Consider the following 12,810-nt stretch of genomic DNA (forward strand, 5'->3'; position numbering starts at 1 on the left):
CTTTTTGATCATTCGCCCCGTGCAAGTTGGCTTTCGCAAGCCCGTTATTGCCAAAACCCACCGTGCTGATCGGTGCTGACGGCCCGTTTTGTCATGCCTTTCCACCCGCCAGGCACGACATATCTGGCGATCGCGTGTCGCTTGGAACTGCTTGTGGATAGAGTGTCGCCGATTGACGGTCAGCATGGCGTTCCTCGTGGATAACGCAGTCGGCTCCGCAGCGTCTTGAGCACCGTCATGCGCCCGATATCCTGCCCGAAGTCGAGGATGATCTGCCGCACGGTGCACCAACTCTTGTAGCACGGTGCGCAGCCGGCGCCGCTTGGCCGGGTGGCGAACCGGGCTCAGCTGTCCCATCAGGCGCAGGATGTTGTAGGCCAACTGGGCGAGATGCAGGATCAGATCGGTCTTGATCTCGCTGTGAAACTGCTCATGGGTGGCATGCGCCTGGTAGCGCTTGATCACCGCCTCCGGCGCCTCGTCCAGGCTGGTCCACCAGCCTTCCAACTCATAGTCCGGTTCGAGCAGCAACTGGCCATCGCGATCGGCGGTGCGCTCGACCAGGCGCATCACGCGTTGGACGACGTATTCGGTCTTGTTGTCGTCGTGGATCGAGACGGTCTGCGTCCACAGCGCCTGGCGTTTGCCAGGGCGCAGCTCTTGCCAATAGTCCGCCGCCACCGCCAGCCAGGTATCTCGATCGGCCGTGGCCGAGCCACGCGGGTTCCATTTGACCAGGTAGTCCAGCCGGCGGCCCTCGTCGGCAAAGGCCTGCCGCTGTCGTTCGAGAAGCGCCAGGTGCGCCTGGCTGTCGAAGCCACTGTCTTCACGCAGCAGAATCGGGTGCTCGGTCAGGCCTTGGGCGCGGGGCAGCACCCGCTCCAGAAAGGCGTTGCTCCCCTTCATGGTGTGCTGCTTACCGGGACGCAGCTCCAGGCCCAGACACCACCCTTCGTTGCCCAGATAGGCGGCGATCGGGGTGTAGCCATCGACCTTCTGGTAGGTCCGCGAGACGCCTTCCTTCTTCGAGTTGCTGTTGTCCATGACGAAGGTGTCGATGTCCAGGCAGACGTGCGTCGTCTCGGCGGTGATCGGTGCTTCGATCAGTGACAGCAGGGTCGTGGACCAGGTGGCGGTGCGCGCCTGCAGGTCGTTGGCGGCAAGTTTCTCCAGCCGCTGTCGCAGCGTCGCCGCGCTCGGCACCTTCTGCAGGGTCAGCAGCTGCTGGAAGGGTTTGTCGCGGCGGAAGTTTTCGATGGCATCATAGTCGCTCATGCCTAGACACAGCAGACCCAGGTAGCTCTTGACCACGTCGCTGGTGCGCATACCCAGCGTGGTGGGGAAGCGGCCGTCGATGCTGTCGACGCCGGCGATCTCGATGCACTGCCCGATGATCGACAGCCCGGAATGGCTGGTGAGGGTGCGGCGACTGGCGCGGAACTTTATGTTGGGCATGGCACTGTCTGGGTGAATGGCGATAATGGCTATATTGCCATGCAGGTCAGTGGGTTAGAAGTGCTTCCGGGGGCCGGTCTCACGGATTCAGGTATCTGAGAAGCGCTATACGCTATTTTCAGGGCAGTGGACGGACATGCAAATGACAATGGTGCCATAAGAATCTTAAGCGCCACACATGTCCTGTTGTTTAAGTCCTAGTCCGGCAAACATGTCAGCATTCCAAGCAGTAATGTAATATAGGCTTCCGAGATCTGCCTTGGTATAAATACACAGAAGGTGAGTCGGCAAAAGGCATACAAATGCTGATCCTTGAGAAACCAATTTAGGCACAGGCCTGACTAAGAATCAGAATTATGGTGCTCTTTCTGTGTATGAACTCAGATATTAGAGCTTACAACCGCCGTCAGAAAATCATGTAGAGCAGGAACACTATCCACAAATGCATCTGGAGAGGCAAACTTTAAGCGCTCTCTGGATTGCCAGCCCCAACCGACAGCTATAGAGTTACACCCCGCATCGCGAGCAGCAGCAATATCGCTAGCAGCGTCGCCAATCATCCAGCAGGCACAAGGTTCAACACCATACCGAACTTGAAGAATCTTAAGTTTTTCTGCTTTACTTCCTCGAGTTTCTCCACCAAAGATATCACTGATTACGTGATGAATATTTACCTCATTTAAAGACCGCTCAATAGCTATCCTATGACTGGCCGAAAGAATGCAAACGACTCCTGTCAAAGCAAGCTCGCTCAATAGAGCAGGCATGCCATTAAAAAGATTGGCTGCCCTGTTTTCAATCATCCGTTGTAAGACTTTGTCAGCAAATCGCAGGGATTCGATTTCATCAAGTCCTAAGTAACGCCCTAGGGAATCAAATGTTACATTATTTATAACTTCCCATATATCGTCACTGATCACATCAGCATTTAGGTTAAACTCTCTTGCTATCAATTTAACTGTAGAAAGGCAAACATCTAAGCTATCAGCTATAACACCATCAAAATCAAAAACATAAAGTATTTTTTGCATTTCCATCCCTTAATAGTCTTTCATTGTTTGTTGAAGATCATCCCGCTGCTGAAGCTCTATCTCATGATCAAGCTGGGCAAAAGATTGCGCTGAAGCTGAATTCCCATGCACAAAATACTTTCTAGTTTCTTGCATAAAATAATTAAAATGCACTACTAGACTCTGCTCTTCTATAATCACAACACCATAAGCAGGTGGCTCATGGCTGCCAAGTAAACGTTTAGCATCTATCTCAAGGTTCAGAGCTGCTTGATGGTTTAATGAGGGCATTAATGAAAATGAAATACCTTGCCAATTTCCAGTGATTGGCCGGTGTACGTGGCCAAAAAAAAAGGTGTCGAATATTGTTATGCTTTTTAACAATGTTTGCGAATGCTTCCACATCCTGTAGCTTAATAGAATCCATAAACCGAATACCAGTTTCTACAGTTGGGTGATGAAGTACGATAAAAATATCTTGATCACTATGCTTCTCTAGAGTATGCGAAAGCCATGCTAGTCGTTTAGTGCATAACTCACCAGCATGACTCCCTTCTTTAGCTGTATCCAGCATGATGAAAGTGCCACCTGATGTTTTGATCGCGTACTGTACAAAACCATTATCATCTTGGGGTAGCTCTGGAAACACGGATTGCAGATGTGCTCGATTATCGTGATTCCCCATACCCAACGCATAAGGAATTTTAAGACTCTTCAATGCTTCTTTTAATGCAATGTAAGCTTCTGTCTCACCCTGATCCACTAAATCCCCACTAATTAAAACAAGCTCCGCATCAAAATGGTTAAGGTTTATGCTTGCAATTGCAGCTTTAAAATGCTCCAGCGGGTCTAGCGCGAATAACTTTCGTGTAGGCGCGACAAGATGAAGGTCTGTCAAATGGATGATTTTCATTTTTCCACCAATTAGCGAGCGCTGGTAGCACCAGCGCCGCAGTAAGTCTTCAATTTATTGAGGCATCAAAAGCTGAACTTCGTGAGCCATGTCTTCTAATACTGCTCTAGGCTCATGAACTCGTGAGCCGGTGACAATGCTTTCTAAATGGCTCTTGATGACATCAGTGATCCTGAGGGCATTCCCCCCTGGAAAGGAATACATGGGAAGCATCAGAGGAAGTTGACCGATCATCACTGACCGATTTGAATGCATAGCATAAAATTCTTGAAGGTCATGTGTATTGGCATGCATGTTCGGGGGTACATATCCAGTCTCCTCGACGACAATGGTCGCGCCGTTTGAGCCCGTTGCAAATTTGATGAACTCCCAAGCGGCCTGCTGCCTTTCGGCATCTTTAGTCAACATAACCAGGGTGGTGCCTCCTGCAGGTAAACCACCACTAGGTTTAACATCAGGAAAGGGCCCCGTACGAAGGGTGAATAGATCACCGACTTGGTTGCTAATACTTTCCAATCTTCCAATAGTTGTCACTACTATCCCTGTATTACCGACAACGAAAGATGCATTTGCAGCATCCCACCCCATATTGGTCATACCACCATCTAACACCATTCGGGATAATAGGTTTAAGGCAAACTCACCACTACTATCATTAAAACTGACCTGCTGCTCATCCTCACTAGCCATCTGACCACCTTGGCTAAGTATTGGTGCCTGAAGTAGCCAATTTCCAGAAATATCCCAATCGTAATAAATACCTTGTCTAGACTCTGGCAGGTAATTTATTCGTTCAGCAAGTTCAAGCACTTTATCCCAAGTCTGAGGAAGCTCCCCCCCCTCCCAGCCCGCTTTTTCCATTAAGTCTACATTGTAATAAACCGCCGGTAGAGAAATAGCGAAAGGCAGACCATATAAGCCATTATCAAATCGACCTAGGTCTAGCATTGCGGGGTAATAGCCTTCCTCATCTAAATTATCTTCCTGTTCAATAAAAGGTGTAATATCAACAGCAATGTTCCGCTCTACTAGTGGCCGAACTTGGTTGATGCCCTGCATCGTTATATCAGGAAGGCGGTTGATAATGGCCTCCCTCATAACTTTCTGGCTGGCATCTTCATAGCTTTCGTAAGGTGCACGATATTGAATCCGAATCTCAGGGTGAGAGGCTTCAAATTCATTTTTTAACCGTGTCATGGCCGAATCGAAGATAGCACCATATGCATACTGAACTACAAGATCAGTTTTTTCACTAGCATGAGAGGCATTCGTTAGGCACAAGCCACTTAAAACAAAAACAGCGAATCTTTTCATTTCAATTACCTTATTGATAAAAAAGCTTGTTACAAGCCATTAGACAAGTATCACTTCATTCCAGCTGTCGATATGCCTTCGATGAAGCGACGCTGCGCTAGTAAAAAAGCAACTAGCAAAGGTAGTACAACAATAGTCGCCGCTGCCATAAGGGCACCATAATCAGACCCCGACTCTGCGTTTCTAAAGTCAACTACACCTAGGGTAGGTGTATAATAATCTTGATCATTAAGCACGATAAGTGGCCAAAAATAATCGTTCCAGTGAGCAATCACTGAAAATATGCCAAAGGAAATAAGTGCAGGGATAGAATTGGGAACAACTACACTCCAAATAATTCGGAACTCATTCATACCATCCATTCTAGCCGCATCAATCAGATCATCTGGTATACCAATAAAGAACTGCCTAAGAAGAAAGATACCGAAGACTGACAATGTAAATGGCAATATCAACGCCCAGTAACTATCTAAAATACCAACATAGTGAAGTTGCAAATACCAAGGAATAGCAACTGCTTGAGCAGGAATCATCAAGCATGCTAGAACACATATAAACATAGCAAAACGACCAGGAAAACTGAGTTTAGCAAGGGCATAAGCAGCAGGAATAGAAACCAAAAACTGAAGAATAAGAATAGCAACCACGACTAACAGTCCATTACCCATGTAACGTATAAGAGAGGTGTTAGTCAGAGCCCTTGTATAGTTTTCTATCAATGCCCAATGCCCAGGCAGCCAATTTATCTCATTACTAAAAATTTCATTAGCTGGCTTAAAGGAGGTTAGCACCATCCATATAAAGGGCATCACCATTACCGCCGCCAGCATTATTAAAAATGCATGACGCAACAGTTCAGGATACCATCTTTTCAGCGTAGGCTGGAGTCGACCCATATCAGAACTTTCCTTATAAATTTATAAAAACTATGTATATTTAACCTTTTTCTCCAGAAACAGGGATTTAACCACTGTCACTAGAATAACTAAAGTGAGAAACACCACTGTTAGAGCTGCGGCGTAACCCGTGCGAAAATATTCGAAACCCTCTTTATAAATAGTTAGCAGTAATACTTCGCTACTATAACTAGGCCCCCCTTGAGTCAGTATTTGGACAGTATCAAAAACTTGAAACGCTTTTATTGCTGTCATTACAACGATAAAAAGCGTTACTGGCCCCAGTAGTGGCCAGGTAATGTGTCGAAAGCGGCTAAAGCCTGGAGGCACACCATCAATATCTGCAGCTTCATAGAGGAATTTAGGTATAGCGGTCAGCCCTGCTATGAACAACACCATATTGAAGCCTGCTTGATGCCAAATGCCGATGACACACAGTGCAGCAAGAGCCCAATCCTCATCCCTTAACCAGTTATTTGGCGTACCACCAAGAGCTGTCAGAAGTTGGTTGATTAGCCCAAATTCTGGGTGGAGTAAGAACTCCCAAACAATAGTCATCGCAACTAGAGAGGCCATGACAGGCAAAAAGAATAAAGTTCGATAAAATCCTTTTCCAAAACTCAGTTGGTTAATCATCAATGCTAGAAGCAACCCTAGGCCGATAGATCCAGTCATAACAACAGCAACATAAACACTAGTATTAAACAACGATTTCCAGAAAATAGGATCATTTACCGCAGATTCGTAGTTTTTTAATCCAATCCAGGAGAAGTTTCCCATACCAAGTTGCCAATCGGTAAGTGACAGCAACATAGTTAGTGCAATAGGTCCTAGCATTAACAAGATCATTAGAATAAAAGCTGGAGCACTTAACCCAATTCCCCACAGCTGCTCACCATATCGATATCTTGCAATAGATATGCGTCTATGAAAATTCATATGCGCGGCCCTCATTTACCTGGTTCTGTTGTTGAGCAAGCCTCTTTCCATTGTTGTCGAATATATGTAGCTGCTGCTCATTAAATCGCACTGAATAGCATGCCTCACTACTTAAGCTATGGGCTAAACAGGGAGAGCAACGGACAATGAGTTCTTGTGATTGACCACATTGAAGATGCACCAGCGCTTCAGAGCCCAGGTTTTCGATATGCTGCACTTTACCCTTAAGATGCCCTTCTCCTGACGCATCTATAGACGCATCTTCTGGGCGAATAGCGAGAGAAATCTTTGCCCCTTGTGTATGGTCGATGCGTGTAACTAACTCTCGATCTAGCTTTACTTTGTTAAATGCAATAACCCCACCCTTTTGCACGGTTGCATCGAAAACATTAATCTTCGGCGTGCCAATGAACTTTGCAACCCGCAGATCACTTGGAACCCGGTAAAGTGTGTCCGGAGTATCTATCTGAGCGAGTTCTCCATCAATTAAAACAGCGACACGATCGGACATCGTCATTGCCTCGGCCTGATCGTGCGTTACATAGACAAATGTGCTGCCCATTTCGCGATGCATCTGAACTAGTTCGCGACGCATATGCACACGTAACGTTGCATCCAAATTCGATAGAGGTTCATCCATCAAAAAAGCTTTCGGATTTCTCACCATAGCGCGCCCCAACGCTACGCGCTGTCGTTGGCCGCCTGACAGCTGACCAGGGCGACGATGTAGTATAGGAAGTATGTGCAGGCTCTCTGCAATTATTTTCACGCGTTCTTCAATATTAGCCTTAACCCGACGAGAAGATGGCAGCAATGAACTGATGATTGGCGTGCGATGTAAACGTTTACATTGCATACGAAGAGGCATAGCAATATTGTCAAAAACACTCAGGTGCGGGTAGAGAGCGTATGATTGAAATACCATAGCCAACTTGCGTTCACGCGGCAATAAGTGGCCTGCCGATTCTCCATCTATCAAAATTTCACCGCTAGAATGAGTTTCAAGGCCTGCGATAGTCCTTAATAACGTGGATTTACCACTTCCAGACTCCCCCACTAGGCTTACAAATTCACCATCTTGAATCTTAAGGTTTATCCCATTGAGCACTGATTGCTCACCGTAGCGTTTGTGCAAATTTATAAGCTCGATAGAAGCCACTATACCTCCGATCACCCTAACAATTAAGGTTACTGATTAAGTAATTGGATAACTGTATTGTCATTTTTGTCCATTATGATGACAGTAGTATGAAGATATTGTTAACAAAACAAGGATTAAGGCATTGGGCAACCGGATCACAATAACGGGAGTGGCTAAGGCAGCAAACGTATCAACTGCGACCGTATCGCGTTACTTGAATAGCTCGGCTACCGTAAGCGAAGAAACTGCTGAACGAATTCGCGAGACTATTGATCGGCTGGGCTACATTCCCAGTCTTGTCGGTAAAACGCTGAAGGAAAATCGCTCCAGAATTCTGGGGGTTGTGATACCGAGCCTTGTGCCACAAAGCTACTCGTGGGCTGTAGACAGTCTGCAAAGAGCGTGTCGAACCTGCGGATACGCTTCCATGATCATGACGACAGACTATGACTTAAAAAAATGAGCGACATGCCCTAGAGACATTGGTATCTCGAGGTGTAGATGGCCTATTACTTAATTTGTCATCCTCATATTTGGATGAACATTTAGAATGGCTACAGCAACATCAACTACCTTTTGTTTTTCTTTTTAATGAGCACGAGCACAACAGCCATCCTTATGTTGCCGCAGAAAATCGTGCCGCCATGCGTGAAATTGTCAACAAGTTGATCTGCTTAGGGCATCACCGGATAGCATTATTTGCTGGGGATTACCAAAAGGCACACCGATACGAACTGCGTGCATTAGGGTATAGAGAAGCAATGCAAAAGGCTGGACTAAGTGACCACCAGTACGAATGCGAATTACCTCTTTCCTTGGAAGGTACGGCCATTGCTTTGGATCGTCTATTGAACGAGGACTCACCTCCAACGTAAGCGTTCATCCTACGACGTAGTTGACCTACTTCACGTCACGCAGAGGCCTAAGTAACTCCGGCGAGACCTTGTACTGTTTCCTGCCTTCCTCGCCCAGCACGATCACACTCTTGCGGTTGATCTTGGTGACGATCCCCAACACCGGTCCTTCTCGGCCTTCGAAGGTCACTTTCAGACCAACCCGCAACCGACTCAAGGCTTGCAGGGTTTCCTGTTCTTGCAGTTCATCAATGCGCTGGCAGATGTACTGGTTCAGTTCCAGCAACTCGTCGATGCTCATGTCCTCAATGCGCATGGACGACCTCCACCGGTGTGAGTTGCGTGGCTTGTCGGTCCGGATGACGGGGATCGATCAGAGCCCGTAGCGGATTCTCGGCGAACCGGATTTTCCAGCGCCGCGGAGTCAGGTTCGCCACTTCACTGGCGGGATGCTGACTGACGCGTTGCAGCACGTCCACCAGGTAAGTGTAGGGGTTAATATCGTGCAGCTTGCAGGTGCTGATCAGGCTCTGGATGATGCCCAGGTGTTCCGCGCCCAGTTCGGTCCAGCAGAACATCCAGTTTTTCTTGCCCATTGGAATGGGGCGTAGCGCCCGTTCCAGGTGGTTGGTATCGGGTTGTACGTCCGGATCTTCCAGGAACACCGTCAGGCTCGTTTCCCGGCCGAGCACGTAATTCAGGGCTTTGGTTAACGGTTCACTGGGTAACAGGCCGCCTTGCCCCAACTGATCCCGGCACCATTGGAAGAAGCCGCTGACGACCGGCTTCGCATGGTCCAGCCGGTATTGGCGCTTCTTCTCGCCGGTGAGCTCCTTTTCCTTAATGGTATCTTCAATCTGGTACAGCTTCGCGATCTGTTGCAGGGCTTCGGTGGCCTTCTCAGGATGATCCTTTTGGGCCTCAACGAAGCAACGGCGACTATGCACCCAGCATTGAGCATGAGTAATACCTTTCTGGGCCGCGGCATAGCGGGCATATGCGGCATAACCATCGCTGATCAGAGTGCCACTGAATTGGTCGTTCAGAACCTGCTCGATGTGCAGTCGGCCCCGACTGTTCGAGTAGGTAAACACCACTTCGTCGTCATCACCGTATAGGGGCCAGAACCAGCCTGTTTTCATCTTGCCTTTCTGCGGGCCTGCCCGGCCCTGGTGGCCCGCTTTGATGGGTGTTTCGTCCATGGCCAGCACCCGGCTGCGCAGCACGTTGTCGGTCTGGGCGTCCACAATGGGCCGAAGCAGGTCGATGGCCCGCTTCACCAGGTTCGTCAGGGTGCTGCGGCTGAGGGTAATACCCGCTTGTTGAATGCGCTGGTGCTGGCGATACAGCGGCAGGTGGAACTGGAACTTGTCCACCAGCAACCCGGCCAGCAGGCTGACATCGGCCAGGCTGTTGTCCAGCACGTTGAACGGGGCTGGCGTCGTCACAGGTTTTGAGTCAGTGCCCTTACGACGGAACACCGGGCGTTCGCATTTGAGCACCACATAGCTGGAGGCGCGCTGGGCCAGGCGATAAGTCGTTTTAGTGCCAATGATGTCGTACTGGTCGGCGTCCGGACCGGTCAGCTCCGGTGGCAGGTGTTCAATGACTTCCACCGGCACCCCGGCAGTAAAGCGCAGGCCAGTGTCGTTCAGACAATCGTCGTCCCGCTGCTTCTTGCCGGTGCCGCGCTGGTAAGCCTTAATAGTGCGTTTTTCTTCATCGGCAGGCTGTTCCGGTCGCGGTGCCTCCTCTGGCTGGAACAAGCTGTCCTGCCCGGGCAGATCGACCACCTGCTTCTCGGATTTGGGGCCGAACAGCTGCTTCTTGAACCAGTCTAACTGGTGTTTCAACTGCCGAATGGATTCCGCCTGGGCCTCCAACTGCTCCCGCAACAGTGCATTCTCCTCGGCCAGAGCCGAGGAGGAAAGTGTACCGGGAGAAGAAGCTGAAGCCGTTGAATTCATGGCCGATATTATACCGGAACTCTGTCTTCTATACCCCTCGAAAACGCTTGAACTGGCGGTATTTCTGCACCTCAATGCCGTCAATCAGCAGCTGCAAATCCGTCAGGGTCAGGGTTCGCTGACCGGAGGCGGATAACGGCACCCGGAACTGGCCCTGCTCCAGGCGCTTGGCCCACAGACAGTAACCGGTGGCGGTAAAGTAGAGCATCTTCATCTGGGTCTTACGGCGATTGACGAAGACAAAATACTGACCGCTGAGGGGGTCGTGCTTCAATTGATTCCGAACCAGGGCGCTCAGGCCCCGGAACGATTTGCGCATGTCGGTGGGCTCGGTGCACAGCCAGATGCGCGCCTGGCTATCGAGCCCGATCATCCGTTCTGGCTCAGCCGCAGTTCGACGCCGTTGCCCAGGCTCAGCACAATGTTCCAGCCTGGGCCGGACTGCGCCGCACCCATCAGAGAGGACAGGTCCAGAAAACCGGCTTCGCCGGAATCCGCTGAGTCACCGGCCGCCTGATCGGACAGGCGCTTGCGCCAGTTACAGAAACTGGCGTAGCCGATGTTCTCTTGTTTGCAGAACTTCGAAGCTGACAGACCACTGTCACGCTGCTGATTGACCAGAGCCTGCCACTGTTCGGGTGTGCGGTGCTTTCTCATGGGGGTAACCTCGTGTTGGAAAGTGTGAGGTTACTGTAGGGCGATTTTCAGCAGGGTGGCAGAACGTCGTGGAATGAACGCTTACCCCGGAACTATCATCGCGCACAACAACAATCGTTTGTTCATTCAGTATCATCCTGGCTGTTTGACTGAGGTCAGTGAGTCAGCATTTTTGCGTGGGAATCTGGAACGACCTTACAGACAAACCTTTAATACAGTTTGAAATTCAGGCACCGGATAAGAAATGAGCTTTGGCGGCAGGGGGGGCAGAGGTAAGGGCGAGGATGTCGAGTCACCGGGCGTCAAGGCAGGCGCACGATGGTGGGTTCTTGCATGATAAATAAAAACCGGCCCGTCATTTGGGCCGGCTTTTTATTCTGGATCTGAATTGCTTGTGATCACTTGGCCGATCAGAAACTCCTGCTCCAACCCAGCCAGAACTTCGGATCATCCGAGTTGACAGAGCCAAGCGCGTCGGTTGACTCAATGTCCGCGTACTCCACGTTAACACTGAAAGAACCGAAGTTTCCCGCATCCTTTGTAACGTTGGCGGCGACGTGTGAATAACTTGCCTCGCCGACAGAAGCCTTGCCGTCATCAGCGAAGTCGTAATAGCCAAGCGTCACACCGGCACTGTAGCTGTCCTCCAGAGGCACCCCAACAGAGGCGTAGTAATAGGCATCCCCCTGCACGAACACCCCATCACCACTGGTGTCGCTGTTGATCGTGTAGGCCAGGCCGATGGCCGCAATGCCATAACTGATCTCGCCGTACAGTTCGCCGAAGTCGATGGAGCCCGGCGCGTCAGGATACGCATAATAAATGTACCCAACGTCATAACCCAGTTCTTCCACAGAGCCGGAGAATCCGGCATAAAGATCAAGCTCATAGCTGGTGCCGTCACCAAAATCGACATTGGAACCCCAACCACCGGCGTAGAAGCCCGACGCATGCTCATAATCCAACCCTCCCTGGACAGCCGCAGCCCCGTCTGTCTGGGTGACGCCCCGGAACAGATAGTTGCTGCTGGCGCTCACATTTGAGCTGACGTCAGCGCTAACAATGGCGGGCGCAGCCTGAAGTGCTGCAAGCAAAGTGATACTGATAAAACCTGATTTGGTGAAAAACTGCTTCTTCATAATGGATACCTTCGGTTGGGTTTCATTGCTCCAAATATGATTTAGCAAAATTCCTGCCACATCTTATTTATTCTTGTTTATCATAATTATAGAGACAAATCGGCGCATTCTGAGCTTGCCCCCGAAAAACGACCGCAACACCTAGCGCCCCAGAACCTGTCACCGGCCCGGACCAGCGCCCTGTTTTGATGCATTCTCTGTAACCATTCTCCTGAATCCGTGAAGCCGGCGCCGACACTTTCCCTATCACCGCCAGCGAGCACTTTTTGATCATTCGCCCCGTGCAAGTTGGCTTTCGCAAGCCCGTTATTGCCAAAACCCACCGTGCTGATCGGTGCTGACGGCCCGTTTTGTCATGCCTTTCCACCCGCCAGGCACGACATATCTGGCGATCGCGTGTCGCTTGGAACTGCTTGTGGATAGAGTGTCGCCGATTGACGGTCAGCATGGCGTTCCTCGTGGATAACGCAGTCGGCTCCGCAGCGTCTTGAGCACCGTCATGCGCCCGATATCCTGCCCGAAGTC

The 12,810-nt window shown here is 50.0% G+C and carries 14 protein-coding genes and 1 pseudogene; 2 read left to right on the top strand and 13 right to left on the bottom strand.

Annotated features, from left to right (window positions below):
* The 8 genes from A3220_RS15760 to A3220_RS15790 all read right to left on the bottom strand — a co-directional run.
* The coding region (locus A3220_RS15760) for an IS1380 family transposase (protein ID WP_062375843.1) at positions 1–1,455 on the bottom strand (1,455 nt) is incomplete at its 3' end.
* Between the two features lie 380 nt (positions 1,456–1,835).
* The gene (locus tag A3220_RS15765) at positions 1,836–2,492 is read right to left on the bottom strand and encodes an HAD family hydrolase (RefSeq protein WP_062375847.1); all 657 of its coding nucleotides are present in this window, start codon (positions 2,490–2,492) and stop codon (positions 1,836–1,838) included.
* 3 nt (positions 2,493–2,495) lie between these two features.
* Positions 2,496–2,756 carry a hypothetical protein gene (locus tag A3220_RS17340; RefSeq protein WP_128082447.1) on the bottom strand — a complete coding sequence of 87 codons (261 nt, stop codon included), beginning with the start codon at positions 2,754–2,756 and terminating at the stop codon, positions 2,496–2,498.
* Complete coding sequence (locus A3220_RS15770) at positions 2,719–3,378, bottom strand: phosphodiesterase (RefSeq protein ID WP_062375850.1); 660 nt, start codon at positions 3,376–3,378, stop codon at positions 2,719–2,721. The genes A3220_RS17340 and A3220_RS15770 overlap by 38 nt, the downstream gene beginning before the upstream one ends.
* 54 nt (positions 3,379–3,432) lie before the next feature.
* Complete coding sequence (locus A3220_RS15775; protein ID WP_062375853.1) at positions 3,433–4,692, bottom strand: ABC transporter substrate-binding protein; 1,260 nt, start codon at positions 4,690–4,692, stop codon at positions 3,433–3,435.
* A 50-nt stretch (positions 4,693–4,742) separates the two neighbouring features.
* Positions 4,743–5,588, bottom strand: coding sequence for a carbohydrate ABC transporter permease (locus tag A3220_RS15780; protein ID WP_062375857.1), 846 nt, complete (start codon positions 5,586–5,588; stop codon positions 4,743–4,745).
* Between the two features lie 30 nt (positions 5,589–5,618).
* The gene (locus tag A3220_RS15785) at positions 5,619–6,527 is read right to left on the bottom strand and encodes a sugar ABC transporter permease (protein WP_062375860.1); all 909 of its coding nucleotides are present in this window, start codon (positions 6,525–6,527) and stop codon (positions 5,619–5,621) included.
* Complete coding sequence (locus A3220_RS15790) at positions 6,514–7,686, bottom strand: ABC transporter ATP-binding protein (protein WP_062375863.1); 1,173 nt, start codon at positions 7,684–7,686, stop codon at positions 6,514–6,516. The genes A3220_RS15785 and A3220_RS15790 overlap by 14 nt, the downstream gene beginning before the upstream one ends.
* 151 nt (positions 7,687–7,837) lie before the next feature.
* On the opposite strand from A3220_RS15790, the gene A3220_RS18360 reads away from it, so the two are divergent.
* Together A3220_RS18360 and A3220_RS17100 are read left to right on the top strand one after the other, a co-directional pair.
* Positions 7,838–8,131, top strand: a complete 294-nt coding sequence (locus tag A3220_RS18360) for a LacI family DNA-binding transcriptional regulator (RefSeq protein WP_354702747.1) — start codon at positions 7,838–7,840, stop codon at positions 8,129–8,131.
* A gap of 16 nt (positions 8,132–8,147) precedes the next feature.
* Positions 8,148–8,543, top strand: a pseudogene (locus tag A3220_RS17100) (hypothetical protein); the annotation flags it as partial.
* A 25-nt stretch (positions 8,544–8,568) separates the two neighbouring features.
* On the opposite strand, the gene A3220_RS15795 reads toward A3220_RS17100, so the two are convergent.
* The 5 genes from A3220_RS15795 to A3220_RS15815 all read right to left on the bottom strand — a co-directional run bounded on the left by A3220_RS15795 (position 8,569) and on the right by A3220_RS15815 (position 12,285).
* Entirely contained in the window at positions 8,569–8,838 is a 270-nt protein-coding gene (locus A3220_RS15795) for a hypothetical protein (RefSeq protein ID WP_062375866.1), read from the bottom strand.
* The gene (locus tag A3220_RS15800; RefSeq protein WP_174524473.1) at positions 8,828–10,489 is read right to left on the bottom strand and encodes an IS66 family transposase; all 1,662 of its coding nucleotides are present in this window, start codon (positions 10,487–10,489) and stop codon (positions 8,828–8,830) included. Before A3220_RS15800 ends, A3220_RS15795 begins: the two co-directional genes overlap by 11 nt.
* 28 nt (positions 10,490–10,517) lie before the next feature.
* Positions 10,518–10,862 (bottom strand): IS66 family insertion sequence element accessory protein TnpB, encoded by a 345-nt coding sequence (tnpB, locus tag A3220_RS15805; protein ID WP_044630870.1) that lies wholly within the window; start codon positions 10,860–10,862, stop codon positions 10,518–10,520.
* Positions 10,859–11,146 (bottom strand): hypothetical protein, encoded by a 288-nt coding sequence (locus A3220_RS15810; protein WP_016915086.1) that lies wholly within the window; start codon positions 11,144–11,146, stop codon positions 10,859–10,861. Before A3220_RS15810 ends, tnpB begins: the two co-directional genes overlap by 4 nt.
* 410 nt (positions 11,147–11,556) lie before the next feature.
* Positions 11,557–12,285, bottom strand: a complete 729-nt coding sequence (locus tag A3220_RS15815) for a TorF family putative porin (protein ID WP_035566949.1) — start codon at positions 12,283–12,285, stop codon at positions 11,557–11,559.
* Positions 12,286–12,810 lie beyond the last annotated feature (525 nt).

The sequence above is a fragment of the Halomonas sp. KX33721 genome, assembly GCF_001596805.1.
Lineage (GTDB): Bacteria > Pseudomonadota > Gammaproteobacteria > Pseudomonadales > Halomonadaceae > Vreelandella > Vreelandella aquamarina.